The 20,324-nt window shown below is 73.6% G+C and carries 16 protein-coding genes and 1 riboswitch; of the genes, 11 read left to right on the forward strand and 5 right to left on the reverse strand.

Annotation, left to right across the window (positions count from 1 at the left end; all coding sequences use genetic code 11):
- The first annotated feature begins 36 nt into the window (after positions 1–36).
- Both cbiE and cobM read left to right on the forward strand, forming a co-directional pair.
- A complete protein-coding gene (gene cbiE, locus FHS39_RS10870; RefSeq protein ID WP_425507767.1) occupies positions 37–1,275 on the forward strand; it encodes a precorrin-6y C5,15-methyltransferase (decarboxylating) subunit CbiE in 1,239 nt (412 codons plus the stop codon).
- The gene (gene cobM, locus FHS39_RS10875; protein ID WP_184348987.1) at positions 1,272–2,051 is read left to right on the forward strand and encodes a precorrin-4 C(11)-methyltransferase; all 780 of its coding nucleotides are present in this window, start codon (positions 1,272–1,274) and stop codon (positions 2,049–2,051) included. The genes cbiE and cobM overlap by 4 nt, the downstream gene beginning before the upstream one ends.
- Positions 2,052–2,287: 236 nt before the next feature.
- Here cobM and FHS39_RS10880 read toward each other — a convergent pair whose 3' ends face one another.
- Positions 2,288–3,436, reverse strand: a complete 1,149-nt coding sequence (locus FHS39_RS10880) for a cobalt-precorrin-5B (C(1))-methyltransferase (RefSeq protein WP_343069501.1) — start codon at positions 3,434–3,436, stop codon at positions 2,288–2,290.
- 74 nt (positions 3,437–3,510) lie between these two features.
- Here FHS39_RS10880 and FHS39_RS10885 point away from each other — a divergent pair, with 74 nt between their 5' ends.
- The gene (locus FHS39_RS10885; protein WP_184349661.1) at positions 3,511–4,287 is read left to right on the forward strand and encodes a cobalt-precorrin-6A reductase; all 777 of its coding nucleotides are present in this window, start codon (positions 3,511–3,513) and stop codon (positions 4,285–4,287) included.
- A gap of 2 nt (positions 4,288–4,289) precedes the next feature.
- Here FHS39_RS10885 and FHS39_RS10890 read toward each other — a convergent pair whose 3' ends face one another.
- From FHS39_RS10890 to cobG, 3 genes are read right to left on the reverse strand one after another with little or no spacing between them, the layout of a single operon-like run.
- The gene (locus FHS39_RS10890; RefSeq protein ID WP_184348989.1) at positions 4,290–5,801 is read right to left on the reverse strand and encodes a precorrin-2 C(20)-methyltransferase; all 1,512 of its coding nucleotides are present in this window, start codon (positions 5,799–5,801) and stop codon (positions 4,290–4,292) included.
- A complete protein-coding gene (locus tag FHS39_RS10895; protein WP_184348991.1) occupies positions 5,798–6,439 on the reverse strand; it encodes a precorrin-8X methylmutase in 642 nt (213 codons plus the stop codon). Before FHS39_RS10895 ends, FHS39_RS10890 begins: the two co-directional genes overlap by 4 nt.
- The gene (gene cobG, locus FHS39_RS10900) at positions 6,436–7,779 is read right to left on the reverse strand and encodes a precorrin-3B synthase (RefSeq protein WP_184348993.1); all 1,344 of its coding nucleotides are present in this window, start codon (positions 7,777–7,779) and stop codon (positions 6,436–6,438) included. The genes FHS39_RS10895 and cobG overlap by 4 nt, the downstream gene beginning before the upstream one ends.
- Before the next feature lie 214 nt (positions 7,780–7,993).
- A riboswitch (cobalamin riboswitch) is annotated at positions 7,994–8,067 on the forward strand.
- A 112-nt stretch (positions 8,068–8,179) separates the two neighbouring features.
- Here cobG and cobN point away from each other — a divergent pair.
- The 8 genes from cobN to FHS39_RS10940 all read left to right on the forward strand — a co-directional run bounded on the left by cobN (position 8,180) and on the right by FHS39_RS10940 (position 19,211).
- A complete protein-coding gene (cobN, locus tag FHS39_RS10905) occupies positions 8,180–11,806 on the forward strand; it encodes a cobaltochelatase subunit CobN (protein WP_184348995.1) in 3,627 nt (1,208 codons plus the stop codon).
- A gap of 45 nt (positions 11,807–11,851) precedes the next feature.
- The gene (locus FHS39_RS10910) at positions 11,852–12,574 is read left to right on the forward strand and encodes a Crp/Fnr family transcriptional regulator (RefSeq protein ID WP_184348997.1); all 723 of its coding nucleotides are present in this window, start codon (positions 11,852–11,854) and stop codon (positions 12,572–12,574) included.
- A gap of 125 nt (positions 12,575–12,699) precedes the next feature.
- Positions 12,700–13,557 (forward strand): hypothetical protein, encoded by an 858-nt coding sequence (locus tag FHS39_RS10915; protein ID WP_184348999.1) that lies wholly within the window; start codon positions 12,700–12,702, stop codon positions 13,555–13,557.
- Complete coding sequence (locus FHS39_RS10920; RefSeq protein WP_184349001.1) at positions 13,557–15,650, forward strand: hypothetical protein; 2,094 nt, start codon at positions 13,557–13,559, stop codon at positions 15,648–15,650. The genes FHS39_RS10915 and FHS39_RS10920 overlap by 1 nt, the downstream gene beginning before the upstream one ends.
- Entirely contained in the window at positions 15,647–16,486 is an 840-nt protein-coding gene (locus FHS39_RS10925; protein ID WP_184349003.1) for a hypothetical protein, read from the forward strand. The genes FHS39_RS10920 and FHS39_RS10925 overlap by 4 nt, the downstream gene beginning before the upstream one ends.
- Complete coding sequence (locus FHS39_RS10930) at positions 16,486–17,223, forward strand: restriction endonuclease (protein ID WP_184349005.1); 738 nt, start codon at positions 16,486–16,488, stop codon at positions 17,221–17,223. The genes FHS39_RS10925 and FHS39_RS10930 overlap by 1 nt, the downstream gene beginning before the upstream one ends.
- A 9-nt stretch (positions 17,224–17,232) precedes the next feature.
- Positions 17,233–18,489 carry a VWA domain-containing protein gene (locus tag FHS39_RS10935; RefSeq protein WP_184349007.1) on the forward strand — a complete coding sequence of 419 codons (1,257 nt, stop codon included), beginning with the start codon at positions 17,233–17,235 and terminating at the stop codon, positions 18,487–18,489.
- Complete coding sequence (locus FHS39_RS10940; protein WP_184349009.1) at positions 18,489–19,211, forward strand: hypothetical protein; 723 nt, start codon at positions 18,489–18,491, stop codon at positions 19,209–19,211. The genes FHS39_RS10935 and FHS39_RS10940 overlap by 1 nt, the downstream gene beginning before the upstream one ends.
- Positions 19,212–19,242: 31 nt before the next feature.
- Here the strand turns inward: FHS39_RS10940 and FHS39_RS10945 are convergent, their stop codons facing one another.
- Entirely contained in the window at positions 19,243–20,184 is a 942-nt protein-coding gene (locus tag FHS39_RS10945; protein WP_184349011.1) for a trypsin-like serine peptidase, read from the reverse strand.
- Between the last annotated feature and the right edge of the window lie 140 nt (positions 20,185–20,324).

The raw sequence follows: 20,324 nt of genomic DNA on the forward strand, positions 1-20,324 counted from the left end.
GGTGCCCCTGATCACCGCCGAACCCGAGGTGTGCCCGTGACCCATCACCCCGTGACGGTCGTCGGTGTCGGCGCCGACGGCTGGCAGGGCCTCGCCCCCGCCTCCCGGGAGGCGTTGCTCGCCGCCGAGGTGCTGATCGGCGGCCCCCGTCAGCTCGCCCTGCTGCCGCCCGAGTGCGCCGGCGAACAGGTCGCCTGGCCCTCGCCGCTGCGGCCCGCCGTGCCGGGGCTGCTGGCCGCGCACGCCGCGCGGCGCGTGTGCGTGCTCGCCAGCGGCGATCCCATGTTCTTCGGCATCGGGCGCACGCTCGTCGACGTCCTCGGCGACCCCGCCCGGCTGCGGGTGCTGCCGCACCCCTCGTCCGTCTCCCACGCCTGCGCCCGGCTCGGCTGGCCGCTGCAGGACACCGACGTGCTCAGCCTCGTCGGCCGCCCGCTCGGCACCGTCGCCGCCGCCCTGCATCCCGGACGGCGGCTCCTCCTGCTCAGCGCCGACGCACGGACACCCGCGGCGGTGGCCGCGCTGCTGCGCGAACGCGGCTTCGGGCCGAGCCGGATGACGGTGCTGGAACAACTCGGTGGCGACCGCGAGGCGCAGGCCGAGGGCACCGCCGACGACTGGCCGCATCCGCCCGGCGACCCCCTCAACGTCGTCGCCGTCGAGTGCCGCCGCGCCCCCGGCGCACCGCGGCTGCCGCTCACCCCCGGGCTCCCGGACGAAGCCTTCGAGCACGACGGGCAGTTGACGAAGCGTCACGTGCGGGCGGCGACGCTCGCCGCCCTCGCCCCGGCGCCGGGGGAGCTGCTGTGGGACGTCGGCGGCGGCTCCGGCTCCATCGGCATCGAATGGATGCGGGCCCACCCCGCCTGCCGGGCCGTCACCGTCGAGCGCGACCCCGTACGCGCCGGGCGCATCGCCCGTAACGCCGAGGCCCTCGGCGTCCCCGGGCTGCGCGTCGTCACCGGCGCCGCGCCCGGCGCGCTCGGCGGACTCCCGGTGCCGGACGCGGTGTTCGTCGGCGGCGGTCTCACCGCGCCGGGCGCCCTCGATGCCTGCTGGAACGCGCTGCCCCCGGGCGGCAGACTGGTCGCCAACACCGTCACCCTCGAATCCGAGGCCCTGCTCACCGACCGGTACCGGCGCCACGGCGGTGAACTGACCCGGCTCGCCGTCGCCCACGCCGTCCCCGTCGGCGGCTTCACCGGCTGGCGGCAGGCCATGCCGGTCACCCAGTGGTCCGTGGTCAAACCCGCACAAGGAGAACCCGACGCATGACCGTCCACTTCATCGGAGCGGGCCCCGGCGCCGCCGACCTCATCACGGTGCGCGGCGCGCGGACCCTCGCCCGGTGCGGGGTCTGCCTCTACGCGGGCAGCCTCGTCCCGCCCGAACTCCTCGCCGAGTGCCCGCCGGACGCCCGGCTCGTCGACACGGCCCGGCTCGACCTCGACCAGATCACCGCCGAGTTCGTACGCGCCCACGAGGCCGGGCAGGACGTGGCGCGGCTGCACTCGGGCGACCCGGCCGTCTTCAGCGCCGTCGCCGAGCAGATGCGCCGCCTGGATGCCGTCGGCATTCCCTACGAGATCGTCCCCGGTGTCCCGGCCTTCGCCGCCGCGGCGGCCGCGCTCGGCCGCGAGCTGACCGTCCCGACCGTCGGCCAGACCGTCATCCTCACCCGCATCGCCCGCCAGGCCACCCCCATGCCCCCCGGCGAGGACCTCGCCACGCTCGGCCGCAGCGGCGCCCTGCTCGTCCTCCACCTCGCCGCCCGCTACACCGACCAGGTCGTGGCCGAACTCCTCCCGCACTACGGCGCCGACTGCCCGGCGGCCGTCGTCGCCATGGCCAGCCGCCCCGACGAGATCGTGCTGCGCGGCACCCTCTCCGACATCGCGGACCAGGTGAAGGCGGCGGGCGTCGTCCGCACCGCGGTCATCATCGTGGGCCGCACGCTTGCCGCCGAGCAGTTCCCGGACAGCTTCCTGTACTCGACGACCCGGGACCGCGACAGCTGCGGCCTGACCGTGCAGGAGCCGGCGGAGGGCTGAGCGCCGGAGACTCGGCCCTTGGACGCGAACTTGCCGAAGGCCTTGTCGAGGTTCTGGTCGACGAGGGCGGGGGCGCCCATCAGGTACAGAGTGACGTTGCCCTTGCGGACCGGTCGGCGCTCAGCGGCTTCTGGCCGAGGTCCGGCACGTCCGAGATCGGCGGCCGCCGGTCCGCCGCCCGCACCGGTGGAGCGAGCCGGGCCGTCGCTGGTCGTCCGGCGACCCTGCCGCGCTGGTCAGCGGCCGCCCGGACCGAGGGGCTCCGCTTGGCCCACGATCGTGCCCGCGCGGTCGATGCAGATGACGTCGACCGCGACCGGTGCGCCGCGCAGCACGGCGAGCGCCTCGTCCCGGGCGGCCGCCGCGACGAGGTCGCCGAGGGGGACGCCGCGGGCGGCGCACAACTGGAGCGCTTCGAGGCCGGTGTTGGCGGTCTCCACGGCCTCGGCCAGATCCCCGGACGCACCGCCCCGGCGGGCCAGCTCCGCGAGGAAGCCTTTGTTCACCTGCGAGCGGGCCGAGTGCAGATCGAGGTGGCCCGCCGCCAGTTTGGACAGTTTGGCGAAGCCGCCCGCGACCGTGAGGCGGTCCACCGGGTGGCGGCGGATGTACTTGAGCACCGCGCCCGCGAAGTCGCCCATGTCCAGCAGCGCGTCCTCCGGCAGCCCGTGCACGGCCACCGCGACCTTCTCCGACGTCGAGCCCGTACAGCCCGCCACGTGCGTGCGGCCCGCCGCACGGGCGACGTCGACGCCGCGCCGGATGCTGTCGATCCAGGCGGAGCAGGAGTAGGGGACGACGATGCCCGTGGTGCCCAGGATGGAGATGCCGCCGAGGATGCCCAGCCGGGGGTTCCACGTGGAGCGGGCGATCTCCTCGCCGTGGTCGACGGAGACCTCGATCTCCACGTCGCCGCTGCCGCCGTGGCGGGCGGCGACCTCCGCGACGTGGTCGCCCATCATCCGCCGCGGCACCGGATTGATCGCGGGCTCGCCGACGGGCAGCGGCAACCCGGGCCGGGTGACCGTGCCGACGCCCGGACCCGCCCGGAAGACCACCCCCGAGCCGGGCGGCAGCAACCGGACCGTGGCGCGGATCAGCGCGCCGTGCGTGACGTCCGGATCGTCCCCGGCGTCCTTGACTATCCCCACCATCGCCCGGCCGTCGGCGCCCAACTCCTCGGCGGCCAGCGCGAAGGCCGGGGTCTGCCCCTTGGGCAGCGTGATCGTCACCGGGTCGGGGAACTCCCCGGTGAGCAGCGCCGTGTACGCGGCCGTGGTGGCCGCGGTCGCACAGGCGCCCGTCGTCCAGCCGTGCCGCAGCCCGGTGTGCGCGAGCTGTGCGGTGCGGCCGCCGACGGCCTTCCCGGCAGCGGTCTCAGTCACGGTCCGCTCCGGGATTAGGGTGGGCCGTGACCCACGACAGCCCGGCACTGCGGGCCCGAACGGAAGGGCACGCGGTGAGCGGCCTGCGCCACATCCTGATCCTCGGCGGTACGACCGAGGCCCGGCAGCTGGCCGCCGAGCTGGCCGCCGATCCCGCCCTGCGCGTCACCAGCTCGCTGGCGGGGCGCGTCGCCGAGCCGCGGCTGCCCGCGGGGCAGGTGCGCATCGGGGGGTTCGGGGGGCCCGAGGGCCTCGCGAAGTGGCTGCGCGAGCAGCAGGTGGACGCGCTCATCGACGCCACCCATCCTTTCGCCGGCACGATCAGTTTCAACGCGGCGCGGGCCGCCGCAGACGTCCATGTTCCCCTGCTCGCCGTCCGCCGCCCCGGTTGGGTGCCGGAACCGGGCGACGCCTGGCACGACGTGGCCTCGCTGGACGAGGCGGCGCGGGCGCTGCCCGCGCTGGGGGAGCGGGTGTTCCTCACGACGGGCCGGATGGGGCTCGGCGCCTTCGCCCACCTGGACGCCCTGTGGTTCCTCGTCCGCTCCGTGGACGCACCCGAGGGCCCCGTCCCGCCCCGCATGGAGGTGGTCCTGGACCGGGGCCCCTTCACCCTGGACGGCGAGCGGGAACTGCTGCGCCGCCATCGCATCGACGTCCTGGTCACGAAGGACAGCGGTGCGGCGGCGACCTCCGCGAAACTGGCCGCCGCCCGCGAGGCGGGCGTGCCGGTGGTGGTCGTACGGCGACCGCCCGTGCCGGAAGGGGTTTCGGTGGCGTCCGGGGTGGCCGAGGCGGTGCGGTGGCTGCGTGCCGCCGGACGGACCGGTGTCGGACCGTCCGGCGACTGACGTCACGCCTCCGGATACCGCCGCGGCGTCCACACGATCTCCTCGCCGCCGTCCGCGCCCCGGCGCACCGCGCGGGTCTGCGTCGAGCCCACGATGAGCAGCGTGCGCATGTCGACCTCGGCCGGGTCCAGCTTTCCGAGCCGGACGATGCGTACGGACTCCTCCGGACCGCCCACGTCGCGGGCGAGGACCACCGGGGTCTCCGGTGAGCGGTGCTCCAGGAGGAGGTCCCGGGCCTTGCCGACCTGCCAGATGCGGCTGCGGGAGCCGGGGTTGTACAGGGCCAGCACCAAGTCCGCGGCCGCCGCGGCGCGCAGCCGCTCCGCAATGACCTCCCACGGCTTGAGGCGGTCGGAGAGCGAGACGACCGCGTAGTCGTGGCCGAGCGGCGCGCCCGCCCGCGAGGCGGCGGCGTGGGCCGCGGTCATGCCCGGCACCACGCGCACCGGGATCTCGCGGTAGGGGCCCTCCGAGGCGACCTCCAGGACCGCCGTCGCCATGGCGAAGACGCCCGGGTCGCCGGACGAGACGACGGCCACGCGCCGCCCCTGCCGGGCCAGGTCGAGGGCGAACTCGGCGCGCTCGGACTCCACCTTGTTGTCGGACGCGTGCCGGAGCTGGCCAGGACGCATCGGAACCCGGTCGACGTAGGTGCTGTAGCCGACGATGTCCTCCGCCGCCGCCAGCACGCCCCGCGCCTCGGGCGTCAGCCACAACGGGCCCGCCGGGCCCAGCCCGACGACCGCGACCTCGCCCGCGTGAGCGGCGGGCGGCTGTGCGTCGACGCGGCTCGGCAGCACCGCCACCGAGAAGTACGGCACCGACTCCGGGTCCACGTCCGCCAGCCGGCCGGTCCGCTCGCCGCTCATCGTCGCCCGCTCGACGTACCGCGCCTCCGCCAGCCGCCCCGAGCGCTCCAACGCGCCCCGCACGGCGGGGAAGGTGCGCCCGAGCTTCATCACCACGGCGGAGTCCGTCGCGGCGAGCCTGGCCGTGAGCTCCTCCTCGGGCAGCGTGCCCGGCAGGATCGTCAGGATCTCCTCGCCCTCGACCAGCGGTTCGCCGAGGCGGGCCGCCGCCGCGCTGACGGAGGTGACGCCGGGCACGACCTCCGTCGGATAGCGGTGGGCGAGCCGCTTGTGCATGTGCATGTACGAGCTGTAGAAGAGCGGGTCGCCCTCCGCCAGCACGGCCACTGTGCGCCCGGCGTCCAAGTGCGCGGCGAGCCGGGCGGCGGCCTCCTCGTAGAACTCCTCCATCGCGCCCCGGTAGCCGCCGGGGTGGTCGGTGGTCTCCGTGGTGACGGGGTAGACCAGCGGCTCCTCGATGTGGTCCGGGCGCAGATGGCCGGCGGCGATGGAGCGCGCGATGCTGCGGCCGTGCCGGGCGCTGTGGTACGCCACGACGTCCGCGTCCCGGATGCACTCGACGGCGCGCAGGGTCAGCAGCGACGGATCGCCGGGCCCCAGCCCGACTCCGTACAGCCGGCCCGTCGTCAAAGGCTGCTCGCTCACTCTTCCTCGCTCGCTATCGCATTGATCGCGGCCGCGGCCATGGCGCTGCCGCCGCGCCGCCCCCGCACCACCAGGTACTCCAGCCCCAACGGGCTCTCGGCCAGGGCGTCCTTCGACTCGGCGGCACCGATGAAGCCGACCGGGATGCCGATGACGGCGGCCGGGCGCGGCGCGCCCTCCGCGACCATCTCCAGGAGCCGGAAGAGCGCGGTCGGCGCGTTGCCGACGGCCACCACCGAGCCCTCCAGCTTGTCGCGCCACAGCTCCAGGGCGGCGGCGCTGCGGGTGGTGCCCATGCTGCGGGCCAGGTCGGGCACGCGCGGATCCGCGAGGGTGCACAGCACCTCGTTGTCGGCGGGCAGCCGCTTGCGGGTGACGCCGCTGGCGACCATGTTCGCGTCGCACAGGATGGGCGCCCCGGCGCGCAGCGCCTCGCGGGCGCGCGCCACCACCTGCGGGCTGTAGGCGAGGTCCTTGACCAGATCGGTCATCCCGCACGCGTGGATCATGCGGACCGTCACCTGGGAGACGTCCGGCGGAAGCCCGCCGAGGTCGGCCTCGGCCCGGATGGTGGCGAAGGACTGGCGGTAGATGGACGCGCCGTCCTTGTCGTAGTCGAACACAGTGCCCTCGTTCATGTTGTGGTACGTGCCGCCGCCACCGCGTCGGCCAGTTCTGCCGCCGAGACCGTACCGGCCGCCTCGTCGTCCGTCTCGTCCGATGCGCCGTCCCGGACGGCGACCCGGTAGCCCTCGCCGGTCGCCAGCACGTCGACCCAGCGGCCGCCGGGGTGCCCGCAGCGCCGCTCGCACCCGGACCAGTAGACCGGCAGGCCCCCGGGCCCGCCAGGGCGCGCGCCCGTGAGACAGGCGCTCGCGTCCGCGCGCACGTCCGCCAGGGACTTGACGCAGCCGGGGCGGCCCGCACAGGCGCCCGCCCGGTGCCACGGCGACTCCGCGGACGTGACCAGGCCCGCCTCCGCCAGGGCGGCGAGCCGCGCGGCGGCCGCCTCGGCGCTCAGGCCGGGGACGACCACGCCGCGCCAGGGTGTCACACGCAGTTCGCCGTCGCCGTCCTGCTCGGCGGCCTCGGCCAGGAGCCGCCACTGGGCGGTGGTCAGCCGGCCGAGCGGGGCGGCCGCCGACAGCGCCCACAGGCCGTCCCGGCCGTGGACGAGACCGGGCGGGGCCGGGGAGCCGAAGGGGAGCGAGGCGTCCGGGACGAGCTCGCAGCCGATGCCCGCCGATGCGAGCCGGTCCGCCAAACGGTCCGGGCGCGGCCGCCGTTCGGGGTCGAGGTCGCGTACGCGCCAGGCCCCGGTGCCGCTCTCGCGCGCCGCCGCGAGGAATGCGAGCGCGGCGACGGCGGCCGCGCGCGGGGCATCGTCGGCGGCGATACGCAGGGCCGGTCCCTCGGTGCCGAAGCACAGCAGGGCGGCTCCCTCGTACGCGCCTCCGCCGGCGCTTGCGATCAATGTCACATCGGGGCGGAGAGCCGCGATGTCGCCGCGTCCGTCGTCCAGGCCGAAGAGGAACCGTCCCGACAATTCCGACAAGTCGCCTGCGTTGGGCAGGTTGTTCGGGGCGTCCTGGGCGCACAGCAGCGCGTCGAGCGCCCGCGCCCACTCCTGTACGTCCGCCTCTGCGCCCCCGGCGTCCAGCCCGCACAGCGGTGAGGCGACGATGTTGCGGATCCGGTCGTGCCGGTCGCTGGGCAGCAGCCCCGCCTTGCGCAGGCGTGCTCCCAACGCGGCGCCGCAGCCGTCGGGGAGGCCGCGCAGCTGCACGTTGCCGCGCGAGGTGATGTCGAGGTGCCCGTCGCCGAGCTCGTCGGCGGCGTCCGCGAGCGCGACGGCTTGGCGAGCCGTCAGCAGCCCGCCGGGCAGGCGGACACGCGCGAGGGCCCCGTCGTCCGCGGCATGCAGGCGCAGGGCGCCGGGGCAGGCGTCGGCGCGGTCGCGGGCGGGGAGGGCGGGCATGCGGCGAGCATACCGACGGGTGCGCTGCACGGTTGAGGAGCCCCGGTCCCGCCCCTTCACCGTTTCCGAAGGAGCGGAGCCCCTTCGAGACCCCCTCCCGGGACACGCCCTAGGCCCTGGGTTGCTTGGGAGCTGAGCCCCGACCAGCTGCTCCGCATCGCTACTATGACCTCCGGCGGAGCCGATCCGCCGGACGCCAGCGACGGCGCCAGGGGAGGAAGCCGGTGAGACTCCGGCACGGTCCCGCCACTGTGAGCACGGCAGCGATGCCGCGCGAGTCAGGAACTCCCGCCGTCCTCCAACCGCCCGGGGCGCGGACCCCGAGGAAGGCCTGCCGCCGCATGCGCACATTCCGGTCCCGCGTACCCCAGGCAACCCTCGAAGCATTCGGGAGCGCCGCGTGATCCTTCTCCTGTCGACGTCCGACACCGACCTGCTCAGCGCCCGCGCGGCCGACGGCCCGGTTGCGTACCGGCTCGCCAACCCCGCCCGGCTCGCCCTCGAAGACCTGCCGGAGCTCCTGGAGGGCACCGACCTCGTCGTCGTACGGCTCCTCGGCGGCATCCGCGCCTGGCAGGAGGGGCTCGACCAGCTGCTCGCCCAGGACCGGCCCGTCGTCGTCCTCACCGGCGAACAGGCCCCCGACGCCCAGCTGATGGAGACCTCGACCGTCCCCGTCGGCATCGCCGCCGAGGCCCACGCCTACCTCGCTCACGGCGGCCCCGCCAACCTCGAACAGCTCGCCCGCTTCCTCTCCGACACCGTGCTCCTCACCGGCCACGGCTTCGAGCCGCCAGCCCCCGCCCCCGCCTGGGGCGAGCTGGAGCGCACGCCCAAGCCCGGGGCGAGCGGCCCGCTCGTGGCCGTGCTCTACTACCGCGCCCACCACATGAGCGGCAACACCGCCTTCGTCGAGGCCCTCTGCGGCGCGGTCGAGGACGCCGGAGGCCGCGCGCTGCCGCTGTACGTCGCCTCGCTGCGCAGCCCCGAACCCGAGCTCGTCGAGGCCCTGCGCGGTGCCGACGCCGTCGTCACCACCGTGCTGGCCGCCGGCGGCACCCGCCCCGCCGACGCCTCCGCCGGCGGTGACGACGAGTCCTGGGACGCGGGCGCCCTCGCCGCCCTCGACGTGCCGATCCTCCAGGCCCTGTGCCTGACCGGCCCGCGCAGCGCCTGGGAGGAGAACGACGAGGGGCTCTCCCCGCTCGACGCCGCCACCCAGGTCGCCGTGCCCGAGTTCGACGGCCGGATCATCACCGTTCCGTTCTCCTTCAAGGAGGTCGACGAGGACGGCCTGCCCGCCTACGTCGCCGACCTCGAACGCGCCGCCCGCGTCGCCGGAATCGCCGTCCGCCACGCCAAGCTGAGGCACATCCCGGCCGCGGAGAAGCGGATCGCCCTCGTGCTCTCCGCCTACCCCACCAAGCACTCCCGCATCGGCAACGCCGTCGGTCTCGACACCCCCGCCAGCGCCGTCGCCCTGCTGCGCCGGCTGCGCGAGGAGGGCTACGACTTCGGTGCGGAAGAGGTCCCCGGCCTCGCGTCCGGCGACGGCGACGAGCTCATCTACGCCCTCATCGAGGCCGGTGGCCACGACCAGGACTGGCTCACGGAGGAGCAGCTCGCCCGCAACCCCGTGCGCATCCCGGCCGCCGACTACAAGCGCTGGTACGCACAACTGCCCGCCGAACTGCGCGAGGCCGTCGAGGAGCACTGGGGCCCCGCGCCCGGCGAGATGTTCCTCGACCGCAGCCGCAACCCCGAGGGCGACATCGTCCTCGCCGCCCTGCGCCGCGGCAACCTGCTGATCCTCATCCAGCCGCCGCGCGGCTTCGGCGAGAACCCCATCGCCATCTACCACGACCCGGACCTGCCGCCCTCCCACCACTACCTCGCCGCCTACCGCTGGATCGCGGCCGCCCGCGAGGACGGCGGCTTCGGCGCCGACGCCATGATCCACCTGGGCAAGCACGGCAACCTGGAGTGGCTGCCCGGCAAGAACGCGGGCCTGTCCGCCGCCTGCGGCCCCGACGCCGCCCTCGGCGACCTGCCGCTCGTCTACCCCTTCCTCGTCAACGACCCGGGCGAGGGCACCCAGGCCAAGCGCCGCGCCCACGCCACCCTCGTCGACCACCTCGTGCCGCCGATGGCCCGCGCCGAGTCCTACGGCGACATCGCGCGCCTGGAGCAGCACCTCGACGAGTACGCGCAGATCTCCGCCATGGACCCGGCCAAACTCCCGGCGATCCGCGCCCAGATCTGGACCCTGATCCAGGCCGCCAAGCTCGACCACGACCTGGGCCTGGAGGACCGCCCGGACGACGACGGCTTCGACGACTTCCTGCTGCACGTCGACGGCTGGCTGTGCGAGGTCAAGGACGCCCAGATCCGCGACGGCCTGCACGTCCTGGGCTCCGCCCCGGCCGGCGCCGATCGCGTGAACCTGGTCCTGTCGATCCTGCGCGCCCGCCAGATCTGGGGCGGCACGACGGCCTTGCCGGGCCTGCGCGAGGCGTTGGGCCTGGACGAGTCGGCTGCGACGCGCACGACGGCGGACGAGGCGGAGGCCGAGGCCCGCGCCCTGGTGGAGGCGATGGAGGCCGCAGGCTGGGACCCGGCAGCCGTCGCCACCGCTGTGCCCACGGTGCGGGGCACCGACACGGTAGGCGCCGACCCCGTCGCGGCCATCCTGGACTTCGCGGCCCGCGAAGTCGTCCCCCGCCTGGCAGGCACCACGGCCGAACTCGACCACGCCGTTCACGCGTTGAACGGCGGCTTCGTCCCCGCCGGCCCGTCAGGCTCCCCCCTGCGCGGCCTGGTCAACGTCCTGCCGACCGGCCGCAACTTCTACTCCGTCGACCCGAAGGCCGTCCCCAGCCGCCTGGCCTGGGAGACCGGCCAGGCCCTCGCCGACTCCCTCCTGGAGCGCTACCGCACGGACAACGGCGACTGGCCGGAGTCCGTCGGCCTGTCCCTGTGGGGCACCAGCGCCATGCGCACCGCCGGTGACGACGTGGCCGAGGCGCTGGCCCTGCTGGGCGTCCGGCCGGTGTGGGACGAGGCGTCGCGGCGGGTGAACGGCCTGGAGCCGATCCCGCTGGACGAGCTCGGCCGCCCCCGCATCGACGTCACCCTGCGCATCTCCGGCTTCTTCCGGGACGCCTTCCCGCACGTCATCGGCCTCCTGGACGACGCGGTGCGCCTCGCCGCGTCCCTCGACGAGCCGGCCGACCGGAACCACGTCCGCGCCCACGCCCAGGCCGACCTCGCCGCCCACGGCGACGAACGCCGCGCCACCACCCGCATCTTCGGCTCCCGGCCGGGCACCTACGGCGCCGGTCTGCTCCAGCTCATCGACAGCCGCGACTGGCGCACCGACGCCGACCTCGCCGAGGTCTACACCGTCTGGGGCGGCTACGCCTACGGCCGCGGGCTCGAAGGGCGCCCGGCCCGCGAGGAGATGGAGACCGCCTACAAGCGCATCGCGGTCGCCGCGAAGAACACCGACACCCGCGAGCACGACATCGCCGACTCCGACGACTACTTCCAGTACCACGGCGGCATGGTCGCCACCGTGAAGGCGCTCAAGGGCACCGCGCCCGCCGCCTACATCGGCGACTCCACCCGCCCGGAGACGGTCCGCACCCGCACCCTCGTCGAGGAGACCTCGCGCGTCTTCCGCGCCCGCGTGGTCAACCCCCGCTGGATCGAGGCCATGCGCCGTCACGGCTACAAGGGTGCATTCGAACTGGCCGCGACGGTGGACTACTTGTTCGGCTACGACGCCACCACGGGCGTCGTGCCCGACTGGATGTACGACAAGCTGGCGCAGACCTACGTCCTCGACCCGGAGAACCGCGCCTTCCTCCAGGACGCCAACCCCTGGGCCCTGCACGGCATCGCCGAGCGCCTCCTGGAGGCCGAGAGCCGCGGCATGTGGGCCAAGCCGGACCCCGACACACTGGAGGGCGTGCGGCAGGCGTTCCTGGAGACGGAAGGCGACCTGGAGGGCGGGGACGAGGACTGACGCTCTCACGGCGCGTGCCGGCCGCATCACCTAATGTGCTGCCTCATGGGTGGGCATCTGCAGGGGGACGAGGACTGGCCGGCACGCACCTTGGGGGTGACCTTCGCCGAGTTGATCGGCGCATCCTTGTGGGGCGAGCTGCTCGAAGAAGGGCGCATACGAGCGCATGGTGCCGGTGAGGTGCTGTTACGGCAGGGGGATCCCGGCACGCACGCCCTCGCGCTCGTCCGTGGTGTCGTCAAGGTGTCGCGGACGAAGCAGGACGGCCGTGTCAGTGTGCTGGCCTTCCGGGGCACGGGCGACGTGGTGGGCGAGGCCTCGGCGGCCCACAGCAAGACCGCCCGGCTGGCCACGGTCGAGTCGATCTCGGCATGCACGGTCGTGGTGGTGGGGAAGGACCGGTTCACGCAATTCATCGAGGCCAACGGCCTGTGGCCGGCCCTCCACCGGCACGCCCAGATCCGGCTCACGGAATCCGACAGCGCCCGGTCGGGCTACGGCGGTTCCTGCGAGCGGCTGGCCGTGGCACTTCTGGCCCTCGTCGCGGCGGCAGGCGGAACAACGGCCCCCACCGGTCTGGAACTGGCGGTCACCCGCTCCGAACTCGCCCAGTACCTCGGCGTTTCCCGCAACACGGTCAGCAGCAGGCTCGGCGACATCGGTGAGCGCATCGTCGTCGGCAAGCGCAAGAGCATCGTCGTTCACGACACCGCCGGCTTGCGGGCCGTGGCCGAGGGGCGATCACGCCCGGCGACTCTGTGCGAGTGAGGCACACCACATGCGTTGTGCACTCGTAGTGCACAACGCCATGCCCGGCTCCACGAGCATCTGAGGCATCCGGCCCGGCGCGCCGACCGCGCACCGGGAGAGCCCTCAGACAGAGGAGCCCGCGCATGTCCGCCACCGCATTCCCGCCCTCCGGTCCGGCGCCCTGGAGCGTCAGCCGGGACCTTCCGCCCTACCGCGGAATCCTGGCCGTCGACGCCAAGGACTTCACCGGCAGGCCCGCCGTCGAGCACGTCACCCTCACCACCACGATCCCGCAACTCCTCCACCAGGCCCTCGAACGCGCCGGACTGGAACAGCTGTGGCGGGACCAGCGGTTCGCCAACAACACCGGGGACGGCTTCGTCTTCGGCTTCGATCCCGTGGCCCTGCCGCGCGTGATCCACCCCTTCCTGAACGAACTCCAGGAACTGCTCACCGACTACAACATCCACGCGACCGCCACCGGCCGGCTCCGCCTGCGCGTCAGCCTCCACGTCGGGCCGCTGCCCGACTCCGGAGCCCCGGGCGACGGCAACGGCACACCCCGCAACGACACCCACCGGCTCCTGGACTCCACGCCCGTCAAGGCCATCCTGGCCGCGTCCAGCGAAAGCATCACCCAGGTCGCCGCGATCGTCTCGCAACGGGTCTTCGAGGACGCCGTCCTCTCCGGCTACACCCGCCTCCACCCCGACCGCTTCATCGAGGTGCCCGCCACGGTCGAGGGCAAGAACTTCCAGCAACGGGCCTGGCTCTTCGTACCCGCACCCTCCGGCAACCTCTACGACCGGCGCATCCTCGGCGACGGGGCCGGGTCCGAGGGCCCCGCCCAGCCCGAGCGGGCCCCCGCACCTCCGGCCGAACCGGCCCCGGCACCCGCCGTGACCAACAACTACGGTTTCCTCTCCAACGCGAAGACCGTGCGCGGCGGGCAGCACCAGCACGTCCACGGGAGCGACTCCGGTCAGGGCGGCACTGCGTGATGAGCGCGGAACCGAACGGCGAATCACCGCCGGTGATTCCCCCGGACTTCAGCCGGATCTTCGCGGAGGTGGGCGGGCCACCCATCATCTGGAACAACGGGTTCCTCAGCTTCGCCCACACGGTCGACGGCGGCCAGCACATGGGCGTCCCTGCCACCCCTGCCGGAACACCCGCCCGAAGCGACACCGTCGAGCGACGTGAAGGCGACATCGCCGCCGAGCAGACCCTGGCAGCCATGAGCGGGTTCGCCGAGCCGCACTGGTTCGCCGAAGCCCTGACGAAGCTGAGCGGCCGCGTGGTCTTCCTCGCGGGCGCCCGGGGCAGCGGACGCCGGACCGCCGCGCTCAACCTGTTACGACGCAAAACGGACAGCTTCGCCCTGCGCGCCGTCGACTCCGACGTCGAACTGGCCACGTGGACCGTCGGCAGCACCGGTGCCCGTGGCTATCTGATCGACGGTCTCCTGGAGACGAGGACACTCGCCCTCGGCAGCATCGCGCTGGAGGGCCTGCGGGGGCAACTCGACCGGGCGGAAGCCTTCCTGGTCGTCGTCATCGAACCCACACCCGAGGCCGTCGCCCATCTACGGGACGCCCTGCACATCGAGCCCGTGCGGGCGGAGCCGCCATCCCCGAGTGCGGTGCTGGACGCCAAACTCAAGACCCTCTTCCCTGACGAGGGGCGGCGTCGCTCGGCTCTCGCCGCCCTTCCGGCGGGATTTCTCGACCAGACCCTGCAGCGCCGGCCGGGTCCGTCCCAGGTCGTGGAGATAGCCTCCGAGATCGTTCGGGTCGCGAACGGGGAGGCGCCGGCGGAGGACATCGGCCGGCACCTGAGCCTCTATGCCACCGAGCGCGCGCCCCAACTGCTGCACTCGGTCCGCGACAACCCCGATGACCTCGCCCTGCTCCTCGCCACCTGCGTCTTCGAACACTTCGACCACACGGTTGTCGAGGACGAGGCCCGACGTCTGCAGGAAATCGCCGCAGGCCGGCTCGATGCCGCCCGGCCACGGGAGACGGAAACCGACACCGCGGCGGAGAACCCCGGATTCGTCTTCCTCCGGTCCCGCAAAGAGCGGTTGGACGCCATCGAGGCCTACCGCGGCCGACCGGAGGTGCACACCACCTCCGCCCACAGCTACTTCACCGAGCCGGTCGCCTTCACCAGGCACCTCCAAGGGCGGGCCGTGCTCGATCTCGTCTGGCGCGAACACCGCGACGCGGGTGAACTGCTCGTGGAGTGGCTCCGGCAGACACCCGCGGCCCACCAGTCGCGGGCCGACCGCGCCGGGTTCATCCTCGGCCAGCTGGTGCAGTGGAGCTCCGGCCGCCGGGCGCTCGACCCCATCGAGCAGTTGGCCCACTCGGACAGGGCACCGGACTGGCGGATGGCCGCCCGCGCGTTCGGGGCCGCCTCGACCGACCCCGTGGTTGCCACTGCCGTCAAGAACCGGTTGCGGGGATGGTCCCGGGCGGCCTCCGAGTCACTGCGCTGCACGGCGGCACTGACCTGTGCCACAGAGTTCGGTCTGGCGCGGCCCGAGGCGGCGCTGAATCTGCTGCACACCATCATGACGACACGGGACGACGATTCCGCGACGGTCGAGGCGGCGGTGCGACGGGCACTGCTCTCCCTGTTCGCCGAACCCGCCATCCGGCCACGCATGGCCGGTGCCCTCGTCCACTGGTCGCGTTCGTCCGGAGCCGTCGGCCGCACGGCGTGCACGGCCGTCGCCCAGCTGCTGAAGACGGCGGGCACGGCCAGGGAGCCGGGGGAGTGGTGGACCGGCCACCTGCTCTCCGGGGACCAGCCCCCCGGCGCGGAGCTCATCAGGTCCGCCCTCATGGAACCGACGAGCTACGAAGCCGCCCGCGACGCCCTCCTGGAGTGGCAGCGGCGCGCGGCCACCGATCCCCGCCGCGCCCACGCCGTCGAGCAGCTCACCGGCATGCTGGCCCGTCACCTGCGAGGCGGCGTATTCCGCCTGTTCACCGACCTCGAGCGCGCCATGCCGGCTCCCGGCGCGCAACGCGCCGCCCAGGCCCTCGCGCAATGGCGCCACGGCACTTTGGAGAAAGGCCACGCATGACCACGACCACCTACCACCCGCCTGCGGCTCCGGCAGCCGAACCCCTGCTGTGGACCCGCGGCTGCCGCCCCTTCGGGGAACTTCTCCGCTTCCGCCTCTCCGATCCCGGCCACGCCGCGCTGGTGCTGATCGACCGCGAGGGGCGGGCCGCCTCCGAGCCCGCGACGCGGTTGTCCCTGGTGAAGGCCGCGTTGGGTGGCTACACCGAGGTGTACCTCGTCGACACCGCCCCCCGGACCGGGATGTGGCAGCTGCCCGTCGGCGCCGAGCCGGCCCTGCTGGAGATCACATGGTGGGTTGCCGACCCGGCCCGGGCCATCCTGAGCGGGCCCGGCCCCGCCGACCCCTGGGCCACGGTCAGCGGTCACCTGGACCACATGCTGCACACGATGCATGCCAGGACCCGGGCCACCGGCCAGGAACTGACCCCGCACCACGTCGCCCAATACCTCGCGCGACCGCAGCCCCTCGAAGGCACCGGCCTGGCCTGCTGTACGGAGACCGCTCCGTCGGTCTTCGAGCCGTCCGCGGACGACAGCGCTGCCCCGCCCCAGCTGTGGTCACCTCAGCGACGCGAGGAGTACGAGTTCTATCTGCAGGCCGTGCGCACGGGGCCCGAGGCCCTCGCCGCCCTGTGGCTCCTGCACCACCCCAACGAGGTGCAGAAAGTCCTGGAATGGGTCACTGACCACCCGATGCCCACCGATCCGGTGCCTCGCGAGCGCGACGCCACCCACCGGCTCCTCGACCTGCTCTCCCACGAGGAGAAGGAGCAGATGGCCAAGGTCGTCGCCGAGCGCATCCACGCCATGGCCGTACCGGAAGGAGACCGCTGATGCCCCGGGACCGCTACTACCGGCGAGGACACTGGGTGCGCAAAGCTGCGCCCGCCCGGCGCGCCCGCAGAGGGCTGCGGCTGCGGCTGCCGCGCACCCGGGCCGAGACCAACGCGGCGATCACCGCCCTCATCTTCCTCACCTGCATCCTGTTGCGCCTGCTCAGGCTGCTGGCCGGGCTCGGCACCCGCGCATGGCTGCTCGTCCCCCTCGCCGTCGGCGGCTGGTGGCTCGTCGCCGTCGTGGCCCGCAGGCGGAACCGGTTCCGGAGAAAGCCGAGCGTGGGACGGCCGCGGCTGTCCCTGCAGCACATCGATGCCCTGTCACCAGCCCAGTTCGAACTGGCCATACGCGATCTGATGATCCGGGACGGCATCGACGCCCGGCATGTGGGCCGCCGCGGCGATCAGGCGGCCGACGTCCTCGGCAAGGACCGGGCGGGGCGGATGTTCGTCGTCCAGTGCAAGCACACCACGATCGGCGGCCGGGTGGGATCCCACGTCATGTACGAGGTGAAGGGCACCGCCGAGCCCGTACACGGCGCCGATGTCGCCGTGGTGGTGACGAACGGCGGCTTCACACGCGACGCGCGCGCCTGGGGCGAACGCCACGGCATTCACTGCGTCGACCGGGAGCGACTGTCCGAATGGATCGAGGACGAGCGCTCCTTGGCGCGGTTGCTCGGTGTGCGGTCACGCGGAGGCTTCGAGTTGGGAGCGAGGTCCGCCGATCACTAGGATCCTCGGATGATCATCACAAAACGGCTGGCGGCGGGTGCCTGTGCCCTGCTCGCCGCCCTGGCCGGGGGTATCGCGCCGGCGCACGCCGCCGACGGGCCCCCGAAGGATTCCCCCAAGGTCGAGCTGGTGCTGGACGTCAGCGGCTCGATGCGCGCGACGGACGTCGACGGACAGTCGCGCATGTCGGCCGCGCAGCAGGCGTTCAACGAGGTCATCGACGCGGTCCCGGACGGGGTCCGGCTCGGCATCCGCACCCTCGGCGCCACCTACCCCGGTGACGACAAGGAGATCGGCTGCCGCGACAGCAAGAACCTCTACCCCGTCGGCCAGGTCGACCGCACCGAGGCCAAGACGGCCGTGGCCACGCTGCGGCCGACCGGCTGGACGCCCATCGGCTACGCCCTGCGCGGCGCCGACCAGGACCTGGGCACCGACGGCGGCACGCGTCGCGTCGTGCTCATCACCGACGGCGAGGACTCCTGCGGGAAGCCCGACCCGTGCGACGTGGCGCGCGAACTCGCGGCCAAGGGCACGCACCTGACCATCGACACGCTCGGTCTGGTCCAGGACGACAAGACCCGTGAACAGCTGACCTGCATCGCCGAAGCCACTGGCGGTACCTACACCACCGTGCGGCACCGCAAGGAGCTCTCCGGCCGCATCAAGCAGCTCGTGAAGCGGGCCGACACCCCCGTCGAGACGCCCAAGCCCACCCAGGGCACAGCCGAGTGCGCCACCGCGCCCGAGCTCGGTGCCGGCATCTGGACCGACCGCGAGCAGTTCGCCGAGCACCGCTGGTACAAGGTCAAGGTCAAGCCCGGCCAGGAGCTGCGCGCTTCGGCCGGCGTCGGCGCCGACCGCGCCGTGGACCGGGACTACGGCGTGCTGGTGCGTGCCGTGAGCGAAGGCGGACAGGAGCTCGTGCGCGGCAGCGACGCGGGCAGCGGACGCACCGACGTGATGGCCGCCGGACTGCGCTACCCCGTCTTCAAGGCCAAGAAGGACGACAAGGAAGCCCGTACGGTCTGCCTCGAAGTCTCCAACTCCTTCTCCGCACCCCCCTCCGTCAAGCGTGACCCGGGCCTGCCCGTCGAGCTTGCCGTGGACGTGGTGAAGGGCCCCGACAACCCCTCGGACCTCGCCGCCTTCGGCCTCGGCCGGGGCTGGGTGCTGCTGGCCGTGCTGGGTGTGACCGGGCTGCTCGCCGGGCTGCTGTGGGGCTGGCTGGCCCGCTGGCGCGTCGCGGTGTGGAGGGAGAACTGATGCGTAACCGAACCCTGACCCGACGCGTGAGCGCCGTACTGCTCGCGGCCACCGCCCTCTTCACCTCGGCCTCCGCCGCTTCGGCGGACGAGGCGCCCACCGAGGCGGGCACCGCCTTCCGCACCGCCGTGGCCATCCCGCCGGGGAAGAAGGCCACGGCCGACGCCTCCACCGGCGACTACCTCTACTGGCAGTTCCCGGCCGGTGCGGGGCAGCAGGCCACCGCCAAGGCGACGGTGACGCTGCCGGAGGCCTCCGCCCGGCACGGCGCCGCGACCTGGCAGCTCGACGTCTTCGACGGGCTGCGCCGCCGCCAGGCCTGTGCATCCGGCGAGCCGACGCAGCGGGCGTCGCAGCAGGACGCCACCGTGACCCTCACCTGCACCCTGCGCACGGTGCGGGCCTGGTCCGAGCGGTGGTCCAACGACCCGCTGCCCGGCGCCTACTACATCCGTCTCACCGTCGTCGACGCCGCCGACCAGGACCTCGGTCTGCCGGTGAAGGCCGAGGTCGAGGCCGACGCCAAGGACGCCGGCGGCGCACAGGCCGGCGGTGGCGAACTGGGCGCTCCGCTGCACGCGGCGGCCGTCTCTGAGCCCGAGGACGGCTGGAACGGCAGCTGGTTCACCGACCGCTGGGCCTGGACCGTGGGCGGCGCGGTGCTCGGCGCACTCGCGGCCGTCGGCGGGTACGTCCTGACCCGGCACCCGCGCCGGCGCTAGGACGCACCGGCGACCGCCGGGCGGGCTGCTGTCAGCCCGCCCGGCGGTCCTTGGCCGGATCCTCGTCGTCCACCGCCTGCAGGTACAGGTCCAGCAGGTCCTGGGTGAAGTAGGAGCTGTAGGAGATGTCCGGTGTGTCACCACCCGTGTGGTAACCGCCGATGACACCGATCAGCAGATAGCCGTCGAGCCCGTTCACCAGGAACGGGCCGCCCGACGTGCCGCCGATGTACCCGGCGCACGCGATCTCCAGGAAGTCCCCGGGCGCGGCCGGATCCGTGGACCGGTAGCGGTGCGTCGAGGAGCTGCAGTCCAGCGGCTTGGGATACTTCGTGTCGCTGTTGCCCGGGTAGCCGATGAGCCGTACGTCCTGGTGGTCGTACCCCGTGCGGATCGCCAGGTCGAAGCCGCCGGTCACCCGCTGCACGGGCCTGCCGTCCTCGCGTGCGCCCAGCCGCACCACCGTGAAGTCCCAGCGCGCGCCGCCGTTCGTGCCCAGGTCGTAGTAGCGCTGGTCGATGTAGATCTGCTCGACCGGGAAGACGCCGTGCGGCTTGAGGCCGTCGTGGTACTGCGGCACGAAGGACAGCCGCTTCTTCGGGTCGGGGGAGCGCAGGCAGTGCGCGGCGCTGACCACCAGGTCCCGGTGCGGGCTGCGGATCACCGTACCGCCGCAGAAACGGCCCGTGTTGGCGCCGTCGGTCCAGAAGAACGTCCCCACCTGCGGCAGCCCGTCGAACGGATGGCTGGGCGGTACGGGGTCCGCAGCGGCGACCGCGGTGGCCGGCCGTCGGTCGCCGGCCGCCGGCCGCGCGGCGGCCATGCGCTGCGGCGTCCAGTAGGCATCGGCCGAAGCCGCGGCATCCCGGCGGCCGTCACCGGCGGCCGCCGCGGGGCCGGGGGCGGCCAACGCCACCGCCAGCAGAGCGAGGAGCAGGGCGAAGCAGCCGCGTAAGGCCATGGGTCTGGGCATGAGCGGTTCCTCCCTGGTGCACGGATGACACGAACGGCACGTACGAGGCGAGCGTGTCATCGTCCTACGCGGGTGCGGCATGTGACGAGGGGTCGGCGCGAAGGATTCACCGGGACGCCGCACACGGCTCGAATGCGATG

It is taken from the genome of Streptomyces olivoverticillatus, from assembly GCF_014203555.1.
In the GTDB taxonomy this organism is placed as follows: Bacteria; Actinomycetota; Actinomycetes; order Streptomycetales; family Streptomycetaceae; genus Streptomyces; species Streptomyces olivoverticillatus.